Below are 26,373 nucleotides of genomic sequence, written 5' to 3'. Positions count from 1 at the left end.
TTCCGGGAAGAGCGTGCGCCGCCCCAGGAAGGCTTCATCATGTCCAACGACACGTCCAACGGCTCCGGTTCCGCCGGCCGTACGGCATCGCGGGAGATCCGGCTCGCCTCGCGGCCCTCCGGCTGGCCGACGGCGGAGAACTTCGAACTGGCGGAGGTGGAGCCGCCCGCTCCCGCCGATGGTCAGGTCCTCGTCCGCAACCTCTACATGAGCGTCGATCCGTACATGCGGGGACGTATGAACGACACCGAGTCCTACACCCCGCCCTTCGAGCTCGGCAAGCCTCTTGAGGGCGGCGCGGTCGGCGAGATCGTCGAGTCGCGCGCGCCCGGCCTCGCCGCCGGCGATCTCGTCCTGCACGGGTACGGCTGGCGGGAGTACGCCGTCGTCGACGCCGGCCAGGTCCGCAAGGTCGAGGAGATCCCCGGAGTACCGCTCTCCGCCTACCTCGGCGTGCTCGGCATGCCCGGTCTGACCGCCTACGTGGGTCTGCTCGACATCGCCGCGTTCAAGGCGGGCGACGCGGTGTTCGTCTCCGGCGCGGCCGGCGCGGTCGGCAGCCTGGTCGGGCAGATCGCCCGGCTGAAGGGCGCCTCCCGGGTCGTGGGCAGCGCCGGCTCGCAGGAGAAGATCTCCTACCTGACCGGGAAGCTCGGCTTCGACGCCGCCTTCAACTACAAGACGGCCCCCGTCCGCAAGCAGCTCGCCCAGGTGGCTCCCGACGGGATCGACGTCTACTTCGACAACGTCGGCGGCGACCACCTGGAGGCGGCCCTCGACGCGTTCAAGCACTACGGGAGGGTCGCGATGTGCGGGGCGATCTCCGTCTACAACGCCGCCGAGCCGGTCCCCGGCCCGAGCAACCTGTTCCTGGCCGTCGGCAAGCGGCTCACCCTGCGCGGGTTCATCGTGGGCGATCATTTCGACCGCATGCCCGACATGGTCGCCGAAGTGGGCACCTGGCTCCGCGACGGCGAGATCACTTTCGAGGAGACCGTCGTCGACGGCCTGGAGAACGCGCCCAGGGCGTTCATCGACATGCTCCGCGGAGCGAACACCGGGAAGATGGTTGTCCGGTTGGTCCACTGATCGTGCATGATCGCCATATTCCGGGGGCAGAAGGGGCGAAAGGAGGTGGGTCAGTTGGAAACGGATGAGCTTGAGGCGTTGTCGGCCCAGGAACTACATGATCGGGCGGTCCGCTACGCCGTCCATCACGGGGACTTCGCCTTCCTGTGGGAACTGCTGAAGGTGATCCCCGCGGCGGAGGCCTCCACCGGCAACAAGGACGAGACGGCGAACGACCTCAGCCGGGTCTCCGCCCTGCTCAGCGATGCCATGGTGTCCGGCGAGGGGCGGCTCGGCGAGGCGTTGCGCCCGTTCTACATCGACTACCTCTCCAAACACCCCGAAGCCTAGGCGGCCGCCCCCTCTGACCGGTTCGGTAAGGTGATCGGCAGGGTTACGGGAGGAGTCGTCATGGCACAGGTGCGAGTCGAGCGGACCGACGACGGGTACGTGGCCCGCAACGACCGCGGGGCCGAGGTGGCCATGGGCGGCGGCGACGAGCAGGGGGTGTTCACCCCCGTCGAGCTGCTGCTCGTGGCGCTCGGCGGCTGCAACATCGTCACCGTGGAGCCGCTCACCGCCCAGCGCGGTCACAGGCTGGTCCGCCTGGCGATGACCGTCCAGGCGGAGAAGGTGGAGCCGACGCTGCTCGGGCCCATCACCATCACCTACGACGTGGAGCTGCCGGAAGGCGACGAGAAGGCCGACCAGGTCTTCCGTGCGGTGGCCCACCGCGTGGAGGAGAAATACTGCACGGTGAGCAGGGCGCTGCGGGAGAAGAGCGAGGTCCTGCTCGAACTGCCCGAGTGACCTGACGCGTCCGGCGGATGGTCGCCTGGACGGGCTGACGCGATCCGCTCTGCCGGATCGGCCCGACGCGTCCGGCGGGCGGTCACCCGGATCGTCCGGCGGGACCCGCTCCGCGAGAGTGGCTCGTCCCGTCCCGTCCGGTCTCCGGCGGTCTCGCGTCGTTGGTCCGGCAATACCGGGTCAACCCCGGGTGTAGGCGCAAAATCAACCCGTGGATGACGTGCTCGTTACATTTGGTTCTGTACTGTTGAAGCAGGTCAAGGGGTTCTGCGAAGCCCGGGGGGAGCATTGCAGAGACTTTTCACCGGATACAGGACGCGAGGGGGATCGCGTCCCTGAGCGGAGCCGCCGGAGTCTTGGGGGAGACGAAGGAGAGGCCCGCGAGGAGGCCGGGGCCGGACAGTTGGGGGACTGTCCGGCCCCGAGTCTGTCCAGGGATATGCGCCGACGGTCGAAGGACCGTCTGGCCCCTCGCCGGATCGGGCCGGGCGGCCGGGGGACCGCCCGGCTCGATTCCGTCCGCTACGTCCGTGATGCCGTCCCGGCCGTCATGCTGCTCTATTCGTGATGCCGTCCCGGCCGTGAGGCAGCTCTGTCCGTGATGCCGTCCCGTGGTCGCCTGATGTGCGTCGCCGCCGGGTCTGCTGCTAGAGTTACCTCCGTTGCAAGCGCCGCTAGCTCAGTTGGTTAGAGCAGCTGACTCTTAATCAGCGGGTCCGGGGTTCGAGTCCCTGGCGGCGCACAGCACGGAGAAGCCCGGTTCGGTAACCACCGAACCGGGCTTCTCCGCTTTCGGGCCTCTCCGGACCCAGGATCTCCGGCCCCGCCGGTTCCGACCTGGCCTCCCACCGCCATGCCCGATCGCCGCGCCCACGCTCCAGCACTGCCATGCTTGACCGCCGCGCTTGACCGTCGTGCCCGCCCTCCACCATTGCCATGCCTGACCGCCGCGCCCGAGCGTCGTGCCCGCCCTCCAGCAGTGCCCGCACCGTCATGGCGACGACTGCTTGCCGGGTTTCTGCCTGCCCGCCGTACCGGACGTGCCGCACGCCCATGGGTGGACTTATGGGGTGTGTGCGTCGTTTGTCCGTTACTGTGTCGGGGCAGAGGCCTGACATGGGGATCGGGGGCGGTGTCGGCGCCTGTGTGGCGACGGTGCTCGTCTTGCCTGCCGGGCCGGCGAGCGCGGCGGATCTGGTCGCGGCGCGCCTGCAGATGGCCCTCTCGCTGGGCTGGCACATCGTGCTGGCCTGCCTGGGGGTCGGCATGCCCGCCCTGCTGCTGTACGCCGAGTGGCGGGCGATCCGCACCGGTGACGGCGACTCCATGCGGCTGGCCCGGCGATGGGCCAAGGCGATAGGGGTGCTGTTCGCCGTCGGGGCGGTCTCGGGGACGATCCTCAGCTTCGAGATGGGCCTGCTCTGGCCGGGGCTCATGGGGACCTACGGCGAGGTGATCGGCCTGCCCTTCGCGCTGGAGGGGATCGCCTTCTTCGTCGAGGCCATTTTCATCGGCGTCTACCTGTACAGCTGGGACCGGCTGCCGCCCAGGATCCACCTGCTGAGTGGGGTGCCCGTGCTGATCGCGGGAGTGGCCTCGGCGTTCTTCGTGGTGACCGCCAACGCGTGGATGAACCAGCCGGTCGGGTTCGTGGTGGAGAACGGCCGGGTGCGGGACGTGGCCCCGTGGAGGGCGATGTTCAACCCGGCCACGCCGCCGCAGACGCTGCACATGATCGTGGCGGCGTTCATGGTCGCGGGGTTCGCCACCGCGGGGGTGTACGCGGTGGCGATGCTGCGCGGGCGGCGCGACCGCTACCACCGCCTGGGCTTCATGATCCCCTTCACGATGGCGGCCGTGTTCGCCCCGATCCAGATCCTGCTGGGCGACTACGCGGCCAAGTTCCTGGCCGAGTACCAGCCGGCCAAACTCGCCGCGGCGGAGGGGCTCTTCCTGACCCGCGCGGGCGCGCCGCTCAGCCTGGGCGGCTTTGTGGTCGACGGCGAGCTGCGCTACGCGATCGAGATCCCCAACGGCCTGTCCCTGCTGGTCGGCTACAGCCCGCACACCGTCGTCCAGGGGCTCGACCAGGTGCCGGTGGCCGACCGCCCGCCGGTCACCCCCGTCCACCTGGCCTTCGACACGATGGTGGGGATCGGTTTCTTCCTGCTCCTGCTGTCGGCCTGGTATGTCCTGGCATGGGGGCGGCGGCGTGAGCTGCCCCGCTCCCGCTGGTTCCTGAGGCTCGCGGCCGTCTCCGGGGTGGCGGCCGTCGTCGCGGTGGAGGCCGGTTGGGTCGTGACGGAGGTCGGCCGGCAGCCGTGGGTGGTCTACGGCAGGCTGCGCACCTTCGACGCCGTCAACCCGGTGCCCGGCCTGTGGATCGGGTTCGCCGTCGTCTCGCTGGTCTACGCCGTGCTCACCGTCGCCACCGTCTACGTCCTTCGGCGCATGGCGCGCGCCCCCCAGGAGCTGACGCACGCCCCCCAGGAACCGGAGTGACCCGATGGACGCGGCGCAGATCCTGCTGGTCGTGATGTGGGTGGGCGTGACGCTCTACGCGTTGCTGGCCGGAGCCGACTTCGGCGGCGGCATCTGGGACCTGGTGGCGGGACGCAGCCGTGCCGGCATGCCGCAGCGGCGCCTCATCGAGCACTCCATCGGTCCGGTGTGGGAGGCCAACCACGTCTGGCTGATCTTCGTGATCGTCGTGCTGTGGACCGGTTACCCGCCGGTGTTCGCCGCGGTGATGTCCACGCTCTACATCCCGCTGACACTGGCGGCGCTCGGCATCATCGCCAGGGGAGCCGCCTTCGTCTTCCGCAAGGCCAGCACGGAGCTGTGGCAGCAGCGCCTGTTCGGCGCCGCCTTCGCGACCTCCTCGGTGCTGACGCCCTTCTTCCTGGGCACGGTCGCCGGGGGGATCGCCTCGGGGCGCGTCCCTCCCGGCCTGGCGACCGGTGATCTCGTGACGAGCTGGCTGAATCCGACCTCGCTGCTCGGCGGGGTCCTCGCGGTCGGCGTCTGCGCCTACCTCGCCGCGGTGTACCTGTGCGACGACGCGGGACGGGCGGGACTGCCCGGCCTGGCCGAGGGGTTCCGGCGCAGGGCGCTGTTCGCGGGCCTCGGCGTGGGGGCCGTCGTGCTGGGCGGCATCGCCGTGGTGCGCTGGGACGCCCCCCGGCTGTTCGACGGCCTCGCCCACCGGGCACTGCCCCTTGTCGTCGCCGCGGCCGTGCTCGGCCTGCTCTCGCTGGCCCTGCTGTGGCGGCGGAGCTACCTGTCCGTCCGGATCACCGCCGCGCTGGCCGTCACGGCGGTGTTGTGGGGGTGGCCGCTCGCGCAGTATCCGGTCATGCTCCCTCCGGGCCTCACCGTCGAGGTGGCCGCGGCGGACCCGGCGGTGCTCGGCGCCACGCTCGTCGTGCTCGCGGTGGGCGCGCTGCTGGTGGTGCCGTCCATGACCTGGCTGCTCCTGCTGCAGCGGCGCACGCCGTACGACCCGGGCGCGCACGGCTGACGACCGTACGGCGCAGGCGCGCGGCTGACGGCCTGGACGAGAGTGGCTGACGGCCCGGTGGGGGCACGCCGCTGACGGCCGTGCGCGCGGCTGACGGCCATGGGCGCGCGCGGCCGGCGGACGTACGGCCGGCGGACGTACGTCGGAGGCGGGGCCGGCCGTCTCCGGTGCGGGCCTACCCGCTGGTCGTCCGCTGTCTTCACCGCTCTTTCCGGTGACTGCTTTGTGATCACGAAGGGAGCGCTCTTCCGGAGCTCTCGCATCGCTCGGCCGCCGCCGAGGATCCCGGCCGGTTGACCTCAATCATGGTTGAGGCTGCAAAGTGGGTCCGGCAGACACGAGTGAAGGAGTTTTCGATGAAGGCCGCTGCTTTTTCCGAGTTCGGCGGGCCCGAGGTGCTGCGGGCCATGGAGATCGAGACGCCCGAGGCGGGGGAGGGGCAGGTGCGAGTGCGGGTCAGGGCGGCGGGCGTGCAGCCGTTCGACGTGGCCGTGCGCCAGGGATGGATGCCGGCCGGGGTGAGCGGGGGCCTGCCCCGGATCCCCGGCAACGAGTTCGCCGGGGTCGTCGACCAGGTGGGTGAGGGGGTGCGCGGGATCTCTGCGGGCGACGAGGTGCTGGGCTTCAACCTGCTGAACTCCTACGCCGAATACGTCGTGGTCCCTGCCGAGAACGTCACGGCCAAGCCCGCGAACATGCCCTGGGAGGTGGCGGGCGGCTTCACCGCCGGCACCCAGACCGCCCACATCGCCCTGCGGCAGCTCGGGGTGGGGGAGGGTGACACGGTCCTGGTCCACGCTGCCGCCGGCTCGGTCGGCACCGCCGCGGTGCAGCTCGCCCGGCTCTGGGGGGCCACGGTCATCGGCACCGCGCGCGAGGAGAACCACGACTACCTGCGCTCGCTCGGCGCGATCCCCGTCGCGTACGGCGAGGGCCTGCTGGAGCGGGTGCGGGCCCTCGCCCCCGGTGGGGTGGACATGGTCCTGGACGGCGCGGGAGGCGAGGCGCTCGACGTCTCGCTGCGGCTGGTGAAGGGCGACCGCATCGTCACGCTGGTCGAGCACGACAGAGCGGAGGAGCTGGGCGTCCAGCTGACCCGGGGGGTGCGGCTGGCCTCCCGCCTCGCCGAGCTCGCCGAGCTCTACTCCGACGGCGGGCTCACCTTCCACGTCCGCCGGACCTACCCGCTGGACCGGGCCGCCGACGCCCACCGCGAGGTCGAGACCGGCCACGGCCGCGGCAAGGTCGTTCTCACCGTCGGCTGAAGGGGCGCGCCGGAGGAAAACTCGCACCGGGGAAGGTCCGTTCCGGGGAGGGCACGCCGCCGGTCGAAGGCTCGGTGCCGGGAGGGTGTGCTGGAAGGCCCGGCGCCGGGGAGAGGGCGCCGTCGGCGGGAAGGCCGGTGCGGACGGGAGGATCGACCGTGAGCAGGGCGGACTTTAGATCATCTTGACGCTCGATCAGGAGATTCGATCAGGAGAACTGTGTCGACACGCACACAACAAGTGACGTTTCCCCTGTAAAGTCCGATTTGAGGACCGTATGGCGGGGGGAGCCATCGTGAGAAGACTCATGTATGCGGCGGCGCTGTTCATCGTCGTCACTTCTGGAATCGTCGCCACGGGGACGTCGGCGCAGGCGCGGGCGCTCGACGATGGCACGCCGGTGGGCCGGGACCAGTACCGGATCCTGATGAACCAGTGCCGGTACGCCGACACGGAGCAGTTGCGCAGCCAGTGCCGGTCGGCGGTCGAGAACGACTACCGGATCGGGGCGGAGAACTCCAGCCTGGACTGCCGGACGTATTCCGGGGTCACGGTCTGCGGAGACCTGATGCTCAGCAAGCGGGAGGCCGCGTGCGTCCAGCACTCGGTGACGGCGGGGCTGACGGAGCGTCGATCCGAAGTGGAGTGCTACGCGCTCTACTGACCTCACGACGGGAGATCGGGCCTCGCCGTGGGGAGCGGGGCCGGAGGCGAGCCCGGCAGGGCCGTTGCCGCCGTGCGCCGCCCGGCGGGAGCCGCCTGCTGCCTGCCTGCTGTTCGCCTGTCTGTCGCCTGCCCGGCGGTCGTCGGCCGTCAGTCGTCGGTTGCCGGCTGCCTGCTGCTCGCCTGCCGGCTGCCTGTCGCCCGTCGGCCGTCTGCTGCCTGTCCTCGCCCGCCTGCCGCCTGCTGTCGTCCGCCTGCCTGCCGCCTGCCGTACGAYCTCGCCGGCGCGGTTTTCCCGGCGACGGTGACGGCCGGAGCGGGGGGAGCGGACGCCGGGGCGCGGTGGGGATGCGACCGCGAACTCGGGAATCCCTTCTTCGGATGCGCCGGACCCCATGGCGCCAGGGGCCGAATTCTTAGTAAGGTTTCTTGTTAATAACGTGCTATCCGTCGGCCGTTGGACATGTCCCACCTCCATCCCCCTGTAGGAGGAGTCCACGTGCACCTGCGACACAAGGCGGCCGCCGCGGCCGCCGCACTCACCGTTGGATCTCTGCTCGCCCTGTTGCCGTCCGCTCCGGCGGTCGCCCACGGATCCATGTCGAACCCACCCAGCCGCGCCTATGTCTGCAAGACGGAGGGCCCGGAGACCCCCAAGTCGGAGGCGTGCAAGGCGGCCGTCGCGGCCGGTGGCACCCAGGCCTTCTATGACTGGCACGAGGTCTCCCGCCTGGAGGCGGGCGGCAACCACCGCGCGATCATCCCGGACGGCAAGCTGTGCAGCGCCGGACGTGACAAGTATCGCGGGCTCGACCTCGCCCGGACCGACTGGCCCGCCACGCGGGTCTCCCCGGGGCCGCTGACGATCACCTACCACGCGACCGCGCCCCACGCGAACAGCAACTTCGAGTTCTACATCACCAAGCAGAGCTGGAACCCGACCCAGCCGCTGCGCTGGTCGGACCTGGAGCCCGTCAAGACGTTCAACAACCAGAACCCCAGCACGTTCACCAACTGGACGATCAACCTCCCGCAGCGCAGCGGCCGCCAGCTCATCTACTCGATCTGGCAGCGCGTGGTGGGCAGCACCGAGGCCTTCTACACCTGCTCCGACGTGGACTTCGGCGGCGGCACCACCCCGACGCCGACGCCCACGCCGACTGTGACTCCGACGCCCACTCCGACCCCCACGCCGACGGCCACGCAGTCGGGCGGCACCTGGAGCGCGGGCACCGCCTACGCGGCGGGCGCGCGGGTGACCTACGGTGGCCTGACCTACCAGTGCCTGCAGCCGCACACCGCGCTGCCGGGCTGGGAGCCGCCGAACGTCCCCTCCCTGTGGCAGCGCGTCTGATCCAGCGGAGCCGGGGCGGTCACGGCCGCCCCGGCCCCATCCTCGAGAGGAGTCCATGGTGAAGCGCGCGGGCCCGATCGTCCTGGCCGTCTTTCTTCTCACCGGCTGCGGCGCCCACAGCATCCAGGAACTCAAGGGCGGCGAGGAGCTCAAGGGCGGCGGCCACGCCGCGCACGGCTCCGCGCGCGCCTCGGGCGGGACGGCCGTCCCCGGCAGGGACTACAACCCGGCCGACGTGATGTTCCTCCAGATGATGATGGCCCACAACGGCCAGGGCGTGCGGCTGGCACGGCTGGCGCCTGACCGGGCCACCCGTGAGGAGGTCAGGACGCTGGCGGCGGCGATCGCCACCACCCAGGAGACGGAGGCCGCGTCGATGTCCGAACGGCTGATCGGCTGGCGCCAGCCCGCCACCGCCGGGGCCGACGAGCACGCCGCCCACGGAGGCATGCCGGGGGTGGGCGAGGAGGAGATCGCCGCGGTCGCCGACGCAGCTCCGGCCGACTTCGAGAAGAAGTTCCTCAACATGATGATCGCCCAGCAGGACGACGCCATCCAACTGGCCAGGATGGAGGTGGCCACCGGCCTGAACGCCGAGGTCAAGGCGGTGGCGGAGCGGGTCGACGCCTCGCGTTCCGCGCAGATCAAGCAGATGCTGGCGCTGCTGGACCAGTGACCGGGTCTCGGGGTCGTTGATCGATTTGTCCGCACACTCTCCCATATGCAATATTTCCTACCTAATGTAAGGGAAATAGGGAGAGTCATGCGCAAGTTGTTCGGGGTCGTGGCCGGCTTGATCCTGGCCGGAAGCCTCGCCGCGTGCGGCGGGGCCTCGACCGACACGGCCGAGCCCGCCGCCGCACCCGGGGCCGACGCCCCGCTCAAGGTCGGGGTGAACCCCGTGCCCCACGGTGAGGTGCTCAAATACGTCAAGGACAACCTCGCCGCCAAGGCCGGGCTGAACCTGGAGATCGTCGAGTTCACCGACTACGTCCAGCCCAACACCCAGCTCGACGAGGGCAACCTGGACGCGAACTACTTCCAGCACATCCCGTACCTGGAGGAGTTCTCCAAGGGCAAGGACATCAAGCTGAGCTGGGTCGCCCCGGTCCACATCGAGCCGCTCGGCCTCTACTCCAAGAAGATCAAGAACGTCACCGAGCTCGCACAGGGCGCCTCGGTGGCCCTGCCGAACGACACGAGCAACCTGGGCCGCTCGCTCAAGCTCCTCGCCGACAACGGCGTGATCACCCTCAAGGAGGGCGTCGGCGTCAAGGCCACCGAGCGCGACGTGGCCGACAACCCCAAGGGCCTGCAGTTCAAGCCCCTGGAGGCCGCCCAGCTTCCCCGCTCCCTGGAGGACGTGGACGCCGCGATCATCAACGGCAACTACGCCCTGGAGGCCGATCTCCAGCCCGCGACCGACTCGCTGATCCTGGAGAAGGGCGAGGGAAACCCCTACGCCAACGGCCTGGTGACCGTGCCGGCCAAGGTGGACGATCCCCGCGTCAAGAAGCTCGCCGAGGTCCTTCAGGGCCCCGAGGTCAAGAAGTTCATCGAGGACAAGTACAAGGGTGCGGTGCTGCCCGCCCAGCAGTGACCTTCGGCCGTCTCCACCATCGGTTTTCCCGCTCCCGCCGGTCCCGTGACGACGGCCGGACGGCCGTCCCCGGCCGGCGGCCCCCACGGCGCGACGTTTGAGATCCGTGTGGGGGATAGGTGATGAGGCGTTGGCTCGAAGGAGGGAATCCCATGACCATCGCAGGCGGCATCATCCTCATCATGCTCGGCGCCATCTTCACCTGGGCGGTCGAGTTCGACATCGCCGGGTTCGACATCAACGTCGTCGGCGTCATCCTGATGCTCGGCGGTCTCGCGTGGTTGCTGTTCGCGATCTACCGGATCAGCGTCGCCCGGCGGGCCGTGGCACCCACCACTACCACCACGGTGGTCGAGGACCCGGTGACCCACCGCCGCGTGTACGAGGAGCGCGGCTACACCGACCCTCCGGTCGTGTGATCCGGTCACTCCCCAGTACGAGAGCTGAGGTTTCCAAGGGCCTCACCTGCCCGATCCGGCCTGGGCGCACCCGTTAGCGCCCGGCCCTCCCGGGTAGGTGAGGTCTTTCATCGAGTGTGAACGGAGGACGGGACGTTGAGCAGGGTCGTATCCCGAGGGACGAGCGCCGTGAGCGGAATGATCGGCGGCGCCATCGCCGGTGCCATCTTCAAGCAGGTCTGGAAGTTCGCGTCGGGCAAGGACGACGCGCCCCAGGCGACGTCCGATGAGTACGGCTGGCGAGAGATCCTGGTCGCGTCGGCCATCCAGGGCGCGATCTTCGGCGTGGTCAAGGCCGCGATCGACAGGTCCGCGGCGCGGAGCATTCACCGAGCCACCGGCAAGTGATCTCGCGTGCAGAACCCCCGCCCCTCCGAAGGGGCGGGGGTTCTGCACGTCCGGGGCGTCCGGGGCGCGCCGGACCCCGTCAGGACCTTCGCCGGCGGGCGAGCACGGCGACGACGGCTCCACCGGCCAGGGTGAGGGCCGCCCGGCGGTGGCGGGAGAGCCACGCCTGCGCGCTGTGAGCGTGGGAACGGTGGCCGAAGGTGCCGTGGGCGCCGTAGTCGTCGTCCTCGTCGGCGGGCTTCCACAGGTTGGCCACGCCGGTGGGGGCCTGGGCCTTCGTCTGCTGGCTCTCCTGGCCGGTGCGGGCGAGATAGCGGTCGAGCAGCCCGGGGGCGATCCGCTGCGCGAGCAGGGTGGCGACCGTCGAACCGCCCACCCAGTATTCACGCCGCTCGGGATGCTCGGCCGCGAACACCAGCGCCCGCGCGGCCACCTCGGGATCGTAGATCGGCGGAACCGGCTGGGGGTGACGGCCCAGCTTGGACAGCACCCAGGAGAACTGCGGAGTGTTCAGCGCGGGGAGCTGCACCATGGTGATCCTGATCCCGCTCCGCTCGCCCAGCAGTTCGGTCCTGACCGACTCGGTGAACCCCTTGATCGCGTGCTTGGCCCCGCAGTAGGCCGCCTGCAGCGGGATGCCCCGGTAGGCCAGCGCCGATCCGGCCTGCACGATCGTCCCCCGGTCGCGGGGACGCATCAGATCCAGCGCCACCCGCGTCCCCCAGACGTAGCCCAGGTAGGTGACCTGGGTGGCCCGCTCGAACTCCTCCGGCGTGATCTCCGGGAAGGGGGCGAAGACCGAGGAGAAGGCCACGTTGATCCAGGCGTCGATCGGCCCGACGTCCCTCTCGATCTGTTCCGCGGCCTCTCTGACCTGCTGGTAGTCGGACACGTCGGCCTCGTAGACCAGGCCGGCGCCGCCCGCCGCGCCGGCCTCCACCGCGGCGGAGCCCAGACCGGTGGTACCCCGGGCGATCAACGCCACGGTGGCGCCGCGAGCGGCCAGCCGCCGTACCACCGCCCGGCCCACCCCGCCGCTGGCTCCGGTCACCACCACGACCTTGTTCTTCATGGCTGTTCCTCCTCCGGCTCAGGCGGCCCCCGTACCCGGGAAGGAGCCGGTCATGCCGGGTGACCGGCCGAGGGAGGTGAGCACGTCCGTGTAGACGGCGGCGGTCTGGGCGGCGACCCGGCCCCAGTCGTAGCGGGACCTCGCCCGGTCGGCGGCGGCGATGCCGTACGCCGTGAGCAGGAACGGGTCGGCGAGCAGCCCGCGCAGGGCGCGGCCGAGAGCGGCCGGCTTGCGCGGCGGGACCAGCAGGCCGGTGACGCCGGGGACGACCGTGTCCAGATGGCCGCCCACGGCGGAGGCGACCACCGGCACGCCGCAGGCCATGGCCTCCAGTGGCACGATGCCGAACGGCTCGTACCACGGCACGCTGACCACGACGTCCGCCGCGCGCATCAGCGCCGGGACGTCGTCGCGGTTCACCTTGCCGAGGAACCGGACACGGTGCGCCACGCCACACATCTCGGCGATCCGTGCCAGGCGGGTGGGCTCCGGCTCGCCGGGAGCGCCGCCCGCGACCACGAGCGTGGCGTCCGGCACGTGGCGCAGTGCCCGGATCGTGGTCTCCACACCTTTACGCGGGACCGCCCGGCCGATGGCGAGCAGGATCGGCCCGGGGCCGAGATCCATCTTCGGGCCGGTCGGGGTGAAGGCGTTCAGGTCCACGCCGCAGGGGACGATGCTCATGGAGGCGCCCGGCATCCGCATCCGGCCCAGCTCGGCCACCTCGTCGGCGCAGGTAGCGATCACCGCGTCCGCCTGGCGGGCGAGGAGCGCCTCGGTCCCGATACGTTCGCGTGGGCTGGTGTCGGCCTTTCCCTGATGCCGCCGCTTCACGGTGCCGAGCGCGTGGAAGGTGTGCACGGTGGGCACCGCGGTGTCCCGGGCGGCGGCCAGCGTGGCCAGGCCGCTCATCCAGAAGTGGCTGTGCGCGAGGTCGGGCGGCCCGGCATGCCAGCGCCGGGCGAGCCACCGGCTGAAGTCCGGCATCCAGGGGAGCAGGTCGTCCTTGGCCATGACCACGGCGGGGCCGGCCGGGACGTGGACCACGGTGACCCCGGGGGCGAAATCGACCTCTTCCGGCTGGGAGGGGGTCTCCTTGCGGGTGTAGACGGTCACATCGTGTCCCTGCGCGGCGAGGGCGCGGGAGAGGGAGGCGACATGGACGTTCTGTCCTCCGGCGTCGGCACTGCCGACGGTCGCCAGAGGGCTGGCGTGTTCGGACACCATCGCGATCTTCATGGGCACGGCTCCATGTCGTGACATGTGAAAGCAACGTGCCTGCGTCTTAGGCATCCAATTGACTCTCCTTCCCTTCAAGAGCGTTTTAAACGCGTTTGACCTTGGGTTTCTCGGGAACGCGATCGTTTTGAACGAGAGGAGTTCAACGATGGAGGCTCCGCAATACGTCGCCGCGCGCGTGCAGCGCGCGCTGGCGGAGGACGAGAGAACCCATGAGCTCGGTATCCGGGTGGACGTCCGGGGCGAGCAGCTCTTCCTGCGCGGCCAGGTGACCGGTGACGAGCGTCGTGCGCTGATCGCCGACGTGGCGGGCGAGGCGGCCCCCGGTCTGACGGTCCGCAACGAGATCACCGTCATGGAGGTCCGGGGCCCGGGAGAGGAGGAGAAGCTGTGAGAGAGCTGCGGATCGCGGCGGTCGGAGACGTGCACCTGGACGAGAGTCTCAGGGGGCGCTACCGCGAGCGGCTGGACGGCATCGAGGAGCACGCCGACGTGCTGTTGCTCGCCGGAGACCTGACCCGGCACGGCACGCTGGAGGAGGCGCGCGTGGTGGCGGACGAGTTCCGCGACCTGCCGATCCCCGTGATCGCCGTGCTCGGCAACCACGACCACCACTCCGACCTGCCCGCCGAGATCGCGTCCATGCTGTCCGAGGCCGGCATCACCGTCCTGCACGACGACGCGACCGTGCTCGACATCGACGGAGTACGGCTCGGCGTGGTCGGCGGCAAGGGCTTCGGCGGCGGATACGCGGGCAAGTGCGCCAGCGATTTCGGCGAGCCCGAGATCAAGGCGTTCGTCGGGCACACCAAACGGATCGCGGAGCGCTGGCGGGTGGCGCTCAAGGAGCTGCAGGCCGACCGGAGGGTCGTGCTGTCGCACTACTCCCCGGTCAAGGACACCCTCCACGGGGAGCCGCTGGAGATCTACCCCTTCCTCGGCAGCTACCTGCTGGCCGAGGCGGTGGACGCGGAGGGCGCCGACCTGATCGTCCACGGTCACGCGCACGCGGGGACCGAGAAGGGCGTGACCCCCGGAGGCATCCGGGTGCGCAACGTGGCACTGCCGGTGCTGGGACGGGCGTACGGGGTTTACTGCCTGTAGTCCCGGATCGCCCCGGTGCCGGCATCGGCGCCGGGGCCGGTTTACGTGTGAGGCCGATCAAGGCGCGCGGACGTTGAACCGTTGACGGGCGAAAGCCGTCAGCGGATGAAATTGTTGACGCGTGAAGCCGTGAGCCGTGAAGCCGTGAAGCCGTGAGCCGTGAAGCCGTGAGCCGTGAAGCCGTGAAGCGGTGAGCCGTGAGTCGTGAAGCGGGTTGTGAAGCAGCCCGTGAAGTCATGAGCCATAAGCCGTGAAGCGGGCTGTGAAGCCTTCCATGAAGGCATGAGTCATGTGAGCAGTGAGGCGGGCTGTGAAGCCTTCCACGAAGGCATGAAGTCATGAGCGCGAAGTCATGAGCCGTGAAGAACTTCCGTGAAGGCATGAAGAAGCGGGCCGGGCGAGAACCCGGCCCGCTGAGGCTTCTGGTGGTAATTCGGGGCGACTTGAAGTTCGATGTGGATTCTGATTGGAACTTTCGCGAGCCATCGGCTCGCGTCACACATTGAAGATGCTCACACCCCCGGGACCGACGAGGAAGCCGAGGACGATGAGGACGATCCCCCAGAGGAGATCGCGACGGGCCAGGATGACATAGATCCCGGCGACGACGAGAACGACTGCGATGATCCAGAGCAAGGTAGCCATAAGAAGCCACTGCCCTCACAATTCACGACTTAACATCCTTGGTTCGGTACAGATCGACAATCGGTTGCAGAATCCAGAGCCAGCCACTGGCCAGCGCGATCACGCCGCCGAACAGCGCGGCCGGCCACGCGTTGATGACCGTCTCCGCGACGAGCGCCACCGAGCTGGTCATCGCGATCGCAAGCCCGACGGCGCCGGCGATGCCGAGCTCGTTGGCGCGGTGCAGCATCTTCTCCTTCAGCCCGGTCCGGAACAGCAGGCGGTGCTGGGCGGCGGGGGTGATGAAGCAGATGGAGGCCAGGGCGGCGCTCAGCAGTGCGATGAAGAACAGCCAGCGGCCGAGGGCGTCGACCTTGTGGAAGCCCGCCGCGAACGGCAGCGTCAGCAGGAAGGCGAACAGGACCTGGACGCCGGTGACGGCGACCCGTAGCCCCTGCATGAGCTCGCCGAGCTCCCGGTCCACCCGCTCCTTGTGGCTCTCACCTGGCTCCGGTTCCTCTGCACTGCGGCTCCCATCGGGCTCTCGCCCATCGTTTTGTACCTGTTCCGGCTGATTCATGCAGGGCATTTACCCGAGTCAAGGTTTGCCATGCCTACCTGGGGATCTACAGGGTAAGCGGGGGTCATGGGAAGCCACAGCCACGAGGTAACCGACGGGATCCTGGAAACACTGAAGCGGGCGAGCAGCGGCCTGAAGGACGCGGACGTCAGGTTCGCCCTCGCCGGAGGCTGCGCGGCGTACGCGCGCGGGGCAGCCCCCTCGCTGCACGACGTGGACTTCGTGCTCCCCCAGGAGGACGTGCCGACCGCCCTGAAAGCACTGCGTGAACTGGGCTTCGAGACAGCCAAACCGCCGGAGGACTGGCTGGTCAAGGCCTACGACGAGGGGAGGCTGGTGGACCTGATCTTCTCGATCTGCGACCATCCCGTCACCCCGGCGCTGCTGGAGCGGGCCGAGCCGATGAAGGCGTCGGCGGTGATCCTGCCCGTCCTGGAGGCCACCGACCTGGTCATCTCATGGCTGCTGCCGCTCTCGGAGCACAGCTGTGACTACGGCTCGCTGCTGCCCCAGGTGCGGGCGCTGCGCGAGCAGGTCGACTGGGACCGGGTCGCGGCGGTCGCGCAGGCCTCGCCGTACGCGTTCACCTTCCTGACCCTGCTGGAGCGGCTGGGGGTGATCCCCGGCACCCCCGATCCGACCGGCGACCCGTCCTGGCCCTGACATCGTCCTGGCTCTGACCTGTTCTAACCCGTCCTGGCCCTGACCTGTCCTAACCCGTCCTGGCCCTGGCTCTGAACCCGTGCCACGGCGGAGGGCGCACAGAACACAGGAGGGGCCCCGCCTCGCGGCGGGGCCCCTCCTGTGTTCACCGTGCCGGGTCAGTAAGTCCCGCCAGGGCCGGCCCCGAAGGGGAAGCGGCCGTAGTACTCACCGACGGTGTCGCGGTAGGTGGGCTCCTTGAAGGTCGCCTCGTCGAACTCCGGAGCGTGCTTGATCTCGTCCTTGGTGCGTGCGACGTGGACCTTGCGCTCCTGCGGGTCGATCCGGGTCACCGTGCTCGCCGGAAGCAGGACCTTCTTACCGAAGATCCACGGGCCGGTGTCGACGACGATGTAGCTCTCGCCGACGTCGTAGGTGGCCTCGTCGACGGAACCGATCTTCCCGTCGGTGGCCTCTACGTGGTAGCCCGCAATGTCGAGGCTCTTGTTGACGTCATAGACATCGGCTCGATAAGTCCAGAGCTCAGACATAGTGCTTATCTTCCTTTCGGTTGATTCTCCGGGCTCAACTCTCGTACCCGAGAGAAGAGGGATAAACGGACCACACTGAGATCTGCGCAATCAAAGCCGTAGCTTGTCCCCTGCCGAAGGGAATCATGGGATCCGGCCGAGGACGTCCGGCGGAGCCGTACCGGCCCGGGATCCGGCCTCGGGACAGCGGCGGAGGGCCGGTCGGACGACCGGGCCGACGCGGGCGATCATCTCCGGAGCGTCGAGGGGCAGTCCGGCGTCTCCGCCTCCCGAGGTGAGGACGACGAGGAGACGGCCCAGATGGTGGCCGCCGCTGATGTGCCGTGACCGGCACATGTCATCTCATGTACGGATTACAGACGCAAGTCCGGTACTCTTGTCGTGGTCAAGCGCCGCTAGCTCAGTTGGTTAGAGCAGCTGACTCTTAATCAGCGGGTCCGGGGTTCGAGTCCCTGGCGGCGCACTGGTGAGAAGCCCAGGTCGACATGGTCGACCTGGGCTTTTTCCGTCTCCGGGTGCTTGCGGCGTCGGCCGCTGCAAGCGGACATGAAGAGGCACTGGCCGGCGGACGCGTTCATCGGGAGCCCTGGGATCTCGGGACTCCCGCATGATCGGCTGTGCGTGGTGTCAACGTGCGAACTTCTCGATGGCCGCCGGGGTGACCGGGGTGAAGAAGTTGACGAGGTTGCCGTCGGGGTCGCGGAACAGCAGCGACCGGTTGCCCCAGGGCATCGTGGTGGGCTCGGTGACGAAGTCGGTGACGAAGCCGGTCAGGTTCTGGTGAACGCGATCCACGTCGTCGACGCGGAACTCGGTGATCACGCTGTGGTTGTCCGCTGGGCGGGCAGAGCCCGGGGCGAACAGCGGGACGGTGCGGACGCCGGCGATCGCGAGGGTGGCGTCGGGGGTCTTGAGTTCGGCGAAGTCCTCGGTGGCCCACGTCGCCCGCACCCCTGTGGCTCGCTCGTAGAACTCGACGAGGCGCGCGACGTCGCTGGTAATGATGCGGATCGAGACGAAGTCCATGGTGATCTCCTTGGCTGACGAAGTCGCTGCACTTCGCAGGCTAGGAGAAATAGTGGACAGAATCCGTCCTGTATTTGCGTAGGCTGTGAACATGCCTGGACCCACTGGCCGCGTGCTGACACTCCTGGAGTTGCTGCAGTCGGGCGGCACCCGGACGGTGGTCGAGCTCGCCGACCGGCTCGGTGTTGATGGGCGCACCGTGCGGCGGTATGTAGACCAGCTGATCGACCTTGACGTGCCCGTGGAGTCGGTGCGCGGACGCTACGGCGGGTACCGGCTTGCCCCCGGGTACCGTTTGCCTCCGCTCATGCTCAGTGACGACGAGGCGATGGCCGTGTTGCTCGGCTTGGTCGCCGGCCGCCGAGCAGGGTTGATGACCGCGGGTCACACGGCGAGCGAGACGGCATCGGCCAAGATCCGGCGGGTGCTGCCCAAGCACGTCGCCCGCCGGCTCGACACGCTCCTGAAATCTCTCGCCTTCACGGATCAGCCCGGTGAGTTCGCCACCCCGGACGCTGGGATCCTGCTCACCATCGCCGATGCGGTGCGTCACCGCCGACCGGTCTCGATCAGATACACCGGCCGCGACGGCCGGCGCAGCGAACGCATGCTGCACGCGTACGGAATCGTCGCCCATTCGGGCCGGTGGTACGTCACGGGCGCGGACGCTGGAATCGGTGAGGACCGGACCTTCCGGCTCGATCGCATCGCAGACGCAAGGACCCTGCCCGGCTCATTCGAGGCGCCTGTGGGGCCCGGTCCGGCACAGCGCGTGTTGTCAGGGTTCGCCACGGCTGAGTACCGGTATGAGGTGACCTTGCGGATCCACGGGACGGTTGAGCAGATCCGTGCCCACCTTCCCGCCAGTGTCGCGAGCTTGGAGGAGCACGAGCCCACGGCAGGCAAGGACCCGGCGACCGAGCGCTGGCTGCGCGTCGAGCTGCGGGCGGAGCGGCTCGACTGGTTGCCTCCGGCACTCGCCTCGCTTGACCGGCCGTTCGTCATCGAGCGCCCCGATGAACTGCGCGACCTCGTCATCGCGCTCGCCGATCGCCTCGCGTCCTGCGCCCGCCAAGGCTGACAGCGAGGAACCAATGTCATGAGATGGCACAGCTGATGACCCCAGCCGGCACTCACGGCCGTGACCGTCCCCCCATCACGGCCACCTGGCAGCATTTTCGCTGACCGCGAGAGCGCACTGCGGTGACCGCCCACCAGCGGATCATCCTGTCCGTCCACAGCCGCGGAACCGCATGCCCGCGACTCGACGCCCGTCGACGGCGACCGGGTCAGCCGGTGATCACTGTGACCGGCCGGTGAGGTGCCCGCTCCCGGAACGCCCCGTGACGTGCATGAAGTCTGATTCGCCGGAAATATCAGTGTCAGGAGAGACGATGGAGATGGGAACACGAGGTGAACGATCAACCGGGTACTGCGGAGGTTCCACGGAACTCGCGCACCCCGGAGAGAGAGGCGCACGATGCCGACAACGATGAGCGTGTCCGAACTGGCACAGGTTCTTTTCGCCTCCGCGCTGCAGGCATCCGACGATCCCTCGCCGGATCAGGTGCGTACGGTCATCGAAGACAGGCTCCGCGCCTGTCATGAGGACCTCGCGTCCTGTGCGGGCTGTGTCGCGCAGGAGGCCGGGGACCATCCCGAGGCGTACGCGACCCGGATGCGCTGGGCCCTCTGCGCCGCCCACCAGGTCGATCCCGCCACCCTCGCCGCGACCTGACCCCGGCCGGCGGAGGCCGGAGCGGTGCGGCTGCCCGTCGTGGTGGTTCCGCAGGACGAGGGCCAGTACGGCGGCGCCCCGCAAGGAGGGCTGGACGGAGGCGGAACGTGACGCCTTCATGCAGCCCTACCTGCGCACGCTCATCGACAGCGGGGAGTTCCCCCATCTCGCGCTGATGCTCGGCGACGGCATCCCCGGCGCGGACGACAACTTCGAGCGCGGTCTGCGCTGGCTGCTCGACGGCGTCGCCGGTGATCTCCGCCTAAGCTGATCGGCCCCGCGGTGCCCCCGGTGCGGCCGGTTCCGTCGGTGGGCGGCGGGAAGGGCGGGGCGTCCGGGCCGGCGCGACGGCTCAGGCGTGCTCGGCCCGGCGGGCTCCCGCCGGAGGGGCTCCCTGTCCGGGACGGAGGGCGCCGTCGGCGAGCACGATCACCGCGTCGCCGGGGCGGAACGTGAGGTCCGTGCTCTTCGGCGGGTTCAGGACGATGCCGCCTCCGGCGGCGCCGAGGGCCGCGCCGGCGGCGCGGTAGCCGATCGCCACCTCGTCGTACGCGCGTGCCGCCGCCACCACGGTCGCGTAGTTGACCGGGGCCGACAGCCGTACGTAGTCCTCGGCGGGCCGGATGTAGATCTCCTGGCCTCCGGCGTCGAAGAGATCGGCGAACAGCCCGTAGCGGTGGGGGTTCTCGGCGATCTGGATCATCAGGAGGCTGGTGATCCTGGAGCTGACGATGAAGTCGTCGACCTCGGTGACCTCGACGAGCCGCCTGTCGCAGTCCCTGGCGATCTCCGTCACCAGGCTGTGCCGCCATCCGTTGTCCCCGCGCATGTCCCTGACGTGAAGAAGGGTGAGGAGCGTGCGCGAGTCGGCGACCTGGGCGTCGACCCGGTCGTCGGCCAGGATCAGGACGTGGTCGTAGGATCCCAGGCCCAGCGCGTCGAGGGTGTCGCGCCGCGTGACGTCCTCTGTCGCGTAGCTCAGAGCCAGGTTTCCGAGCCGGGCCGACAGGCTGCTCACCTGCGACGTCACCCGGGGGTCGTCGGCCACCACGGTCACCTGCGAGCCCGGTGGGAGGTAGCGGTCGAACTCCGTGACGATCGCGGCTCCGCAGTCGTTCCAGCCGAGGACCAGGACGCGGCGCGCCGCGGGTCCGTCCCGGCCGGTGACGGCGATCGCGTCCCGGTCCACCCCGGCGGACGTGGGGAGCGGCGCGGTGCCGTGGTCGTCCGCGATGACGACGAGCCGGTCGCCCGCGCCGATCGGCGTCTCCCCGGCCGGGTTGAGGACGGCCTTCCCGTCCTGCTCCAGGCCGATGAGGGAGCAGTTCTCCAGGGCCGTCAGGGCGTCTCCGAACCTGCTGCCGGCCAGCTCACCGGGCGGGCGGAAGTAGATCTCCTCCCCCTCGAAGCTGAGAAGGTCGCTGTAGACCGTGGAGAGGCCGGCGTGCAGGCAGGTCTGCACCATGATCCGTGCGGTGATCTCGTCGACGTCGACGACCTGCGTGTTCGCTCCGCCCGCGAGGCGGGCCGCCGCGAGGTTGCGCGGGTCGCGGACGCCCGCCACCAGCTGGACCTCCTGCCGGACCCCCGCGGCGTCGAGGGCGAGGAGGGTCTTGACGGTCCTGGCGTCGGAGTCTCCGTCCTCGGACCCGAGCACGATGACCGCGTGTGCCCCCGCTCGGGGCTGACGATGGCCACGTCCACCGGGTCGGTGGGGTTCCCGGTGCGGCACACGACGCGCATGCGACGGGGGAGGACCGCCCTCTCCCTGATGGTCTCCTCCATGGAGACCCGGTCCATGTCGGCGAGGATCGCCACGCGGCTCCTGCCCCGACCGGCGTTGGCGAGGGCGAGCTCCGACAGGATCAGGAACACCTGCTCCGACCAGCCGAGCACGACGGTGTGATCGTGTTCGATGACCTGGGAGCGGCCTTTCCGCAGCCGGGCCAGCTTCCGGTCGAGCCCGGTCTCGATCAGCCCGACGAGCGTGCCGAAGATCACGAGCCCGGTCAGGGCGTGGACCAGCATGCTCGCCAGGAACACCGGGGAGCCGGTGTCCCGGGTCACAGTGAACGGCGACATGGTGCGCATCAGGCCCGCCCACAGGGCGGAGGGAAGATCCGGAGGGCTGGGAGAGAGGGTGAGGATGGCCACCGCGCCGAGGGCCGCCATGACCAGCGCCACGACGGCCAGCAGGCCGGTCATCGCCCAGGCTCCCCGGGAGATGAGGTTGTCGAAGCGGTACCGCAGGCGCCTCAATCGTGAACCCTCCCTGCCTTCACCTCGGGTTACCGAACGCAACGGAAAGTAATTATTACCCGCCTTCAGGGAGAGCCGGGGGTTCTGCGGCAAAAAGGCTCTGGCCAGACCTCGTCAGGTCTGGCCAGAGCCGGGGGCGGGTGAGACTAGCTGACGTTGGCGCAGATCACGTAGACGCTGATGCCGACGTCGTTGTAGTTGTTCTGGCGGCCGAGACCGATCCAGCCGGAACCGTCATCGGTGGGGAAGGATCCGACCAGGATCGCGTCGTTGCCCTGCGCCTCGGCGCCGCCGCCGATGGCCCTCTTCCCGGAGGGGCACCGGACCGTGCGGCGCTGGAAGTTGGGGACGTTGGCGTTGGGCAGCTTGACGACCTGGTAGCCCGTGAAGTCGGCGGCCGCCGGAGCGGCCGGCGCCGCCGCCGTGGCCGGCGTGGCGGCGGCCACCGTGGTCAGGCTCGCGCAGCCGACGAGGGCGGCGAGGGCGATGGTGGTGAGCCTCTTGCTTCGCATGCTGTCTCCTGGGACAGAGGGTGCTGCAGTGGTCACGGAAAGTAAACAATCCACTACGCGGAGTGTCCAGCCTTGCTTTTGTCACCGCGCGGCCAGTTGTGCCGGGTGCGGTGAATGTGATCTACACCGGCCTCCGGCGTCGCCTTCCGCGCTTTCCGGAGGGCTGTGGCCGGGATGGCGCGGGGGCGGTCCCCGTGCGTCGCGGACCGGTCGGCCGGCGACGGACGGTTCCTGGAAGAGAGAGCGCTCTCACATCGAGGTACGGCCACCGCCCGCTGCCGGAACGGGACTCCCCGGAGTGCTCTCCCGTCTCCAGGGTGTGCCCTCCGTGTAGGAAATGCCTATTTCGTGGGGTAATGCCCTCCCGCCTGCGCTTCCTTCTTTCACCTTTCCGTTACCGTCGTGAAATGTTGACGTCCGTGACACAGGCCGTTACTTTCGCGGTCAGAGAGCGCTCTCTCGCACGGTCCGCCTCAGATCACCGACTTCTCCCCGGAGGCACCCCCCATGCATCCCTCCATCCGGACCACAGGTCCGGACAGTGCGCACCCCCGTGAAAGGCGACTCACCCACCGTCCCTGGGCCCGCAGGCGCGCCCTCGTCGCCGGCGTGGCCGTCGCGATGGTGGCCGGCATGTTCGGCTTCGGTCTCGCCCGGTCCGCCGAAGCGGCCGCGGTCGGCGCCGGCAGCTATGCCGACACGCTGCCCGCCGGCCGCTCGCTGCCGACCGGCTGCGGTTCCATCTCCACCAACCCGCGCCAGTGGGTGACGGCCAACGCTCCCGCGGGAGCCGTCCCGACCAACGACTGGTGGTCGTCGATCCTCTACAAGAAGACCGACTGCTCCTACGGCGAACCGCTGCACGCCCACCCGATCTCCTACGACACCTCCGGCGCCGGCCTCGGCTTCTCCTACACCACCACGCCCGCGATCAGCGGGACGGCCACCGGGGTCGGGGAGTTCCACTACCCCTACGTCCAGGACATCCAGGTCGGCGTCGCCGGGCTGAACTCACCCGACGTCAAGGTCGACGGCTGGAGCGACTGGACCGTCACGCCGTACTGGAGCGGCGGCGGCCGGACCATGAAGGCCACCATCGGCCACGGCCTGCCGTTCGGCTACTTCCAGGTCACCGGTGGGGACGCGCGGATCACCGCGGCCGGCGCCCCGTCCGTCTGGTCCAACAGCGGCGCCACCATCGGTTTCACCGTCAACGGGCACGACTACGCCGCCTACGCGCCTACGGGCGCCACCTGGGCGGTCAGCGGGGCGACGATCAGCTCCTCCCTCGCGGGCAAGGGCTTCTTCTCGGTGGCGGTCCTGCCCGCGGGCGGCGACCGCGCGGCCCTCGCGAACACCTACGGCCAGTACGCGCACGCGCACGTCACCGGCACCCGGGTCTCCTACTCGTACAACCCGGCGAGCAGCACGTTGAGCACGACGTACGCCTTCACCACCACGGCCCGGCAGGGCGGCGCGACCGGCACGGTCATGGCCCTCTACCCGCACCAGTGGAACCATCTGACCGGCTCGACCCCCCTGGCGCAGACCTACGTCTCCGCGCGCGGCCAGATGAAGATCATCACCGGCACGCAGTTCACGACGTCCATGAAGTACACCGGCGTGCTGCCCGAGGTGCCCGCCGTCGGCGACGGCACCGGAGCCGACCTGGCCACGGTCACCGGCCTCCTCAACGCCGAGCTGGGCAACCCGATGGACAACCGGGGTGACGACACCTACTGGACCGGCAAGGGGCTGGGACGGGCCGCGCGCATCGCGGAGATCGCCGACCAGCTCAACCTGACCTCGGTCCGCGACGCGGCCCTGGGCGCCATCCGCACCCGCCTCAACGACTGGTTCACCGCCTCGCCGGGCAAGACCTCCCGGGTCTTCTACCTCAACCCCACCTGGGGGACGCTGATCGGCTACCCGGCCTCCTACGGTTCCGACCAGGAGCTCAACGACCATCATTTCCACTACGGCTACTACATCGCGGCCGCCGCGACCCTGGCCAAGTACGACCCGAACTGGGCGAAGACCAGTCAGTACGGCGGCATGGTCGACCTGCTGATCCGCGACGCCAACAACTACGACCGCGGCGACACGCGCTTCCCCTACCTGCGCGACTTCGACATCTACGCCGGCCATGACTGGGCGTCGGGCCACGGCGCGTTCGGCGCGGGCAACAACCAGGAGTCCTCGTCCGAGGGCATGAACTTCGCCAACGCGCTGATCCAGTGGGGGCAGGCCACCGGCAACACCGCGGTCCGCGACGCCGGCGTCTACATCTACACAACGCAGGCGGCGGCGATCCAGGAGTACTGGTTCGACGTGCGCGACCAGAACTTCCCGGCGGCCTTCGGCCACAGCACGGTCGGCATGGTCTGGGGCGACGGCGGCGCCTACGCCACCTGGTTCAGCGCCGAGCCGGAGATGATCCAGGGCATCAACATGCTCCCGATCACCGGCGGCCACTTCTACCTGGGCGACAACCCCGCCTACGTGACCACCAACTACAACGAGCTGACCAGGAACAACGGTGGACCGCCCACGGTGTGGCGGGACATCCTCTGGGAGTTCCTCGCCCTCGGCAACGGAGACGCCGCCCTGGCGAACTTCCGCGCCAACAGCGGTCTCACCTCCGAGGAGGGGGAGAGCAAGGCGCACACCTTCCACTGGATCCGGAACCTGGCCGCGCTGGGCACGGTGGACACCTCCGTCACCGCGAACCACCCGCTGGCCAAGGTGTTCAGCAAGAACGGCGCCCGGACCTACGTGGCTGCTAACATCACCGGCGCCGCGATCACGGTGACCTTCTCCAACGGCACCGCGCTCAACGTGCCGGCGGGCAAGACGGTCACCTCGGGCGCCCACACCTGGAGCGGCGGCAACGCCGGCGGCGGCGTCGGCCCGAGCCCCCAGCCGACCCCGACGGTCACGCCGACCGTGGGGCCCTTCGCCGCGACGCGCTACCCGCAGGCGGGCGGGGGACTGCCGGGTACGGCGGGCGCGGCGGGCGCCGTCACGCTCGCCGCCGCCAACGGCAACCATGACGGCACGCCCGTGAACGCGCAGATCTTCACGGCCACCGGCCTGACCGCCGCCCACAACGGCGGGGCCACCGCGTTCGACCTCTTCGTGGACGCGGGCACCACCGTCGCCAACGGCGTCCAGGCCCGGGTCTCCTACGATCTGACCGGCGACGGGAGCTGGGACCGGGTGGAGACCTACCGTTACTTCGCCACCGACCCGGTGGCCGGCTGGGAGCACTACACCCAGGCCGCAGGACTGCAGTCCTCCTCCGGGACGCTCGGCAACCTGTCCGGCGGCCGGGTGAGGGTGGAGATCTGGAACGCCATCGGCGGCGGCACGACCACCCTCGGCACCGGCGACCGTTCCCTGGTGCGGCTGCCGTTCGGCTGATCCGCGGACATGTGCCGGTCCTGCCGGCACGTGGTCGGCTGGTCCGCCGGCTTTCGGCTGATCCGCGGGCACGTGCCGGTCCTGCCGGCACGTGGTCGGCTGATCCGCCGGCTTTCGGCTGATCCGCGGGCACGTGCCGGTCCTGCCGGCACGTGGTCGGCTGATCCGCCGGCCTTTGGCTGATCCGCCGACAGGTGCCGGTCCTGCCGGCACGTGGTCGGGCGTTCCCCCTTGAATGTGGACACCTTGGAGACTGGATCTTGAGGTCCAGGGGAAGAGATGTCACTGATGGTGATGAAGAACTACCCGCCCGAGTTCAAGGCCGACGCGGTCGCGTTGGTCTTGTCCAGGCCGGACCGGACGATCACGTCGATCGCGAGGGACCTGGGGATCAGCCGCGAGACGCTGCGGTTGTGGGTACGCGCTGCGCAGATTCGGGGTGAGGGCGCTCCAAATGCGACGGGGCGTGTCGCTGCTACCGGTAAGCGGGCGCTGTCGGGGCACATACCCTCGGACG

General features: G+C 69.6%; 30 protein-coding genes and 2 tRNA genes. 23 read left to right on the top strand and 9 right to left on the bottom strand.

Annotated features, from left to right (window positions below):
- The first annotated feature begins 39 nt into the window (after positions 1–39).
- From CA984_RS08520 to CA984_RS08460, 13 genes are all read left to right on the top strand, one after another.
- Positions 40–1,089, top strand: coding sequence for an NADP-dependent oxidoreductase (locus tag CA984_RS08520; protein ID WP_086570000.1), 1,050 nt, complete (start codon positions 40–42; stop codon positions 1,087–1,089).
- A gap of 45 nt (positions 1,090–1,134) precedes the next feature.
- Complete coding sequence (locus CA984_RS08515; protein ID WP_242675815.1) at positions 1,135–1,419, top strand: hypothetical protein; 285 nt, start codon at positions 1,135–1,137, stop codon at positions 1,417–1,419.
- A gap of 60 nt (positions 1,420–1,479) precedes the next feature.
- On the top strand, positions 1,480–1,878 hold the full coding sequence (locus CA984_RS08510; protein WP_086569996.1) for an OsmC family protein: 399 nt from the start codon (positions 1,480–1,482) through the stop codon (positions 1,876–1,878).
- Positions 1,879–2,546: 668 nt separating this feature from the next.
- Positions 2,547–2,620 (top strand) — tRNA-Lys (locus CA984_RS08505).
- 413 nt (positions 2,621–3,033) lie between these two features.
- The gene (locus tag CA984_RS08500; RefSeq protein WP_242675814.1) at positions 3,034–4,380 is read left to right on the top strand and encodes a cytochrome ubiquinol oxidase subunit I; all 1,347 of its coding nucleotides are present in this window, start codon (positions 3,034–3,036) and stop codon (positions 4,378–4,380) included.
- 4 nt (positions 4,381–4,384) lie between these two features.
- The gene (locus tag CA984_RS08495; RefSeq protein WP_086569994.1) at positions 4,385–5,398 is read left to right on the top strand and encodes a cytochrome d ubiquinol oxidase subunit II; all 1,014 of its coding nucleotides are present in this window, start codon (positions 4,385–4,387) and stop codon (positions 5,396–5,398) included.
- Between the two features lie 356 nt (positions 5,399–5,754).
- Positions 5,755–6,663 carry an NADP-dependent oxidoreductase gene (locus CA984_RS08490; RefSeq protein WP_086569992.1) on the top strand — a complete coding sequence of 303 codons (909 nt, stop codon included), beginning with the start codon at positions 5,755–5,757 and terminating at the stop codon, positions 6,661–6,663.
- Between the two features lie 295 nt (positions 6,664–6,958).
- Complete coding sequence (locus CA984_RS08485) at positions 6,959–7,327, top strand: hypothetical protein (RefSeq protein WP_242675813.1); 369 nt, start codon at positions 6,959–6,961, stop codon at positions 7,325–7,327.
- Between the two features lie 498 nt (positions 7,328–7,825).
- A complete protein-coding gene (locus CA984_RS08480; protein ID WP_242675812.1) occupies positions 7,826–8,680 on the top strand; it encodes a lytic polysaccharide monooxygenase in 855 nt (284 codons plus the stop codon).
- A gap of 55 nt (positions 8,681–8,735) precedes the next feature.
- On the top strand, positions 8,736–9,356 hold the full coding sequence (locus CA984_RS08475; RefSeq protein WP_086569985.1) for a DUF305 domain-containing protein: 621 nt from the start codon (positions 8,736–8,738) through the stop codon (positions 9,354–9,356).
- 87 nt (positions 9,357–9,443) lie between these two features.
- A complete protein-coding gene (locus tag CA984_RS08470; protein WP_086569983.1) occupies positions 9,444–10,280 on the top strand; it encodes a MetQ/NlpA family ABC transporter substrate-binding protein in 837 nt (278 codons plus the stop codon).
- Positions 10,281–10,432: 152 nt separating this feature from the next.
- On the top strand, positions 10,433–10,699 hold the full coding sequence (locus CA984_RS08465; RefSeq protein ID WP_012894291.1) for a DUF6458 family protein: 267 nt from the start codon (positions 10,433–10,435) through the stop codon (positions 10,697–10,699).
- Positions 10,700–10,867: 168 nt separating this feature from the next.
- Positions 10,868–11,086 (top strand): DUF4235 domain-containing protein, encoded by a 219-nt coding sequence (locus CA984_RS08460; protein ID WP_269324029.1) that lies wholly within the window; start codon positions 10,868–10,870, stop codon positions 11,084–11,086.
- A gap of 79 nt (positions 11,087–11,165) precedes the next feature.
- Here CA984_RS08460 and CA984_RS08455 read toward each other — a convergent pair whose 3' ends face one another.
- Positions 11,166–12,158, bottom strand: coding sequence for an SDR family oxidoreductase (locus tag CA984_RS08455; protein WP_086569981.1), 993 nt, complete (start codon positions 12,156–12,158; stop codon positions 11,166–11,168).
- An 18-nt stretch (positions 12,159–12,176) separates the two neighbouring features.
- Entirely contained in the window at positions 12,177–13,397 is a 1,221-nt protein-coding gene (locus CA984_RS08450; protein ID WP_086569980.1) for a glycosyltransferase, read from the bottom strand.
- Positions 13,398–13,545: 148 nt separating this feature from the next.
- Here CA984_RS08450 and CA984_RS08445 point away from each other — a divergent pair, with 148 nt between their 5' ends.
- Both CA984_RS08445 and CA984_RS08440 read left to right on the top strand, forming a co-directional pair.
- Positions 13,546–13,791 (top strand): BON domain-containing protein, encoded by a 246-nt coding sequence (locus CA984_RS08445; protein WP_031171137.1) that lies wholly within the window; start codon positions 13,546–13,548, stop codon positions 13,789–13,791.
- Positions 13,788–14,501, top strand: a complete 714-nt coding sequence (locus tag CA984_RS08440; RefSeq protein WP_207620786.1) for a metallophosphoesterase family protein — start codon at positions 13,788–13,790, stop codon at positions 14,499–14,501. Before CA984_RS08445 ends, CA984_RS08440 begins: the two co-directional genes overlap by 4 nt.
- 495 nt (positions 14,502–14,996) lie before the next feature.
- Here CA984_RS08440 and CA984_RS45950 read toward each other — a convergent pair whose 3' ends face one another.
- The gene (locus tag CA984_RS45950) at positions 14,997–15,146 is read right to left on the bottom strand and encodes a GPGG-motif small membrane protein (protein ID WP_012894286.1); all 150 of its coding nucleotides are present in this window, start codon (positions 15,144–15,146) and stop codon (positions 14,997–14,999) included.
- A 22-nt stretch (positions 15,147–15,168) separates the two neighbouring features.
- Entirely contained in the window at positions 15,169–15,705 is a 537-nt protein-coding gene (locus tag CA984_RS08435) for a DUF6328 family protein (protein WP_278248993.1), read from the bottom strand.
- 66 nt (positions 15,706–15,771) lie between these two features.
- Here CA984_RS08435 and CA984_RS08430 point away from each other — a divergent pair, with 66 nt between their 5' ends.
- Complete coding sequence (locus CA984_RS08430; RefSeq protein ID WP_086569978.1) at positions 15,772–16,368, top strand: nucleotidyltransferase family protein; 597 nt, start codon at positions 15,772–15,774, stop codon at positions 16,366–16,368.
- A 158-nt stretch (positions 16,369–16,526) separates the two neighbouring features.
- On the opposite strand, the gene CA984_RS08425 is transcribed toward CA984_RS08430, so the two are convergent.
- The gene (locus CA984_RS08425; RefSeq protein WP_086569977.1) at positions 16,527–16,898 is read right to left on the bottom strand and encodes a PRC-barrel domain-containing protein; all 372 of its coding nucleotides are present in this window, start codon (positions 16,896–16,898) and stop codon (positions 16,527–16,529) included.
- Positions 16,899–17,021: 123 nt separating this feature from the next.
- On the bottom strand, positions 17,022–17,234 hold the full coding sequence (locus tag CA984_RS08420) for a hypothetical protein (RefSeq protein WP_086569975.1): 213 nt from the start codon (positions 17,232–17,234) through the stop codon (positions 17,022–17,024).
- A gap of 53 nt (positions 17,235–17,287) precedes the next feature.
- On the opposite strand from CA984_RS08420, the gene CA984_RS08415 reads away from it, so the two are divergent.
- Positions 17,288–17,361, top strand: a tRNA-Lys gene (locus CA984_RS08415).
- A 164-nt stretch (positions 17,362–17,525) separates the two neighbouring features.
- Here CA984_RS08415 and CA984_RS08410 read toward each other — a convergent pair.
- Positions 17,526–17,924 (bottom strand): VOC family protein, encoded by a 399-nt coding sequence (locus CA984_RS08410; protein WP_086569973.1) that lies wholly within the window; start codon positions 17,922–17,924, stop codon positions 17,526–17,528.
- A gap of 112 nt (positions 17,925–18,036) precedes the next feature.
- On the opposite strand from CA984_RS08410, the gene CA984_RS08405 reads away from it, so the two are divergent.
- The 3 genes from CA984_RS08405 to CA984_RS48605 all read left to right on the top strand — a co-directional run bounded on the left by CA984_RS08405 (position 18,037) and on the right by CA984_RS48605 (position 19,933).
- On the top strand, positions 18,037–19,005 hold the full coding sequence (locus CA984_RS08405) for a helix-turn-helix transcriptional regulator (protein ID WP_242675810.1): 969 nt from the start codon (positions 18,037–18,039) through the stop codon (positions 19,003–19,005).
- Between the two features lie 411 nt (positions 19,006–19,416).
- Positions 19,417–19,662 carry a hypothetical protein gene (locus CA984_RS45945; protein ID WP_165781157.1) on the top strand — a complete coding sequence of 82 codons (246 nt, stop codon included), beginning with the start codon at positions 19,417–19,419 and terminating at the stop codon, positions 19,660–19,662.
- Positions 19,547–19,933, top strand: a complete 387-nt coding sequence (locus CA984_RS48605; RefSeq protein ID WP_278248992.1) for a TetR/AcrR family transcriptional regulator C-terminal domain-containing protein — start codon at positions 19,547–19,549, stop codon at positions 19,931–19,933. Before CA984_RS45945 ends, CA984_RS48605 begins: the two co-directional genes overlap by 116 nt.
- A gap of 81 nt (positions 19,934–20,014) precedes the next feature.
- Here CA984_RS48605 and CA984_RS08395 read toward each other — a convergent pair whose 3' ends face one another.
- Positions 20,015–21,319, bottom strand: coding sequence for a CASTOR/POLLUX-related putative ion channel (locus CA984_RS08395; protein WP_086569967.1), 1,305 nt, complete (start codon positions 21,317–21,319; stop codon positions 20,015–20,017).
- Between the two features lie 9 nt (positions 21,320–21,328).
- Between CA984_RS08395 and CA984_RS08390 the strand changes: the two genes are divergently transcribed.
- A complete protein-coding gene (locus CA984_RS08390; RefSeq protein ID WP_086569965.1) occupies positions 21,329–21,568 on the top strand; it encodes a hypothetical protein in 240 nt (79 codons plus the stop codon).
- A gap of 499 nt (positions 21,569–22,067) precedes the next feature.
- On the opposite strand, the gene CA984_RS08380 is transcribed toward CA984_RS08390, so the two are convergent.
- On the bottom strand, positions 22,068–22,433 hold the full coding sequence (locus tag CA984_RS08380) for a hypothetical protein (RefSeq protein WP_086569961.1): 366 nt from the start codon (positions 22,431–22,433) through the stop codon (positions 22,068–22,070).
- Between the two features lie 507 nt (positions 22,434–22,940).
- Between CA984_RS08380 and CA984_RS08375 the strand changes: the two genes are divergently transcribed.
- On the top strand, positions 22,941–25,856 hold the full coding sequence (locus CA984_RS08375; protein ID WP_086569959.1) for a glycosyl hydrolase: 2,916 nt from the start codon (positions 22,941–22,943) through the stop codon (positions 25,854–25,856).
- 279 nt (positions 25,857–26,135) lie between these two features.
- Positions 26,136–26,373: transposase (locus tag CA984_RS08370; RefSeq protein WP_423229293.1), on the top strand; the 238-nt coding region annotated here is incomplete at its 3' end.

The organism is Streptosporangium minutum (assembly GCF_002149035.1).
Taxonomy (GTDB): Bacteria; Actinomycetota; Actinomycetes; order Streptosporangiales; family Streptosporangiaceae; genus Streptosporangium; species Streptosporangium minutum.
Note: the sequence above shows the minus strand (reverse complement) of the source record. Positions and strands in the feature narration are given on the sequence as shown.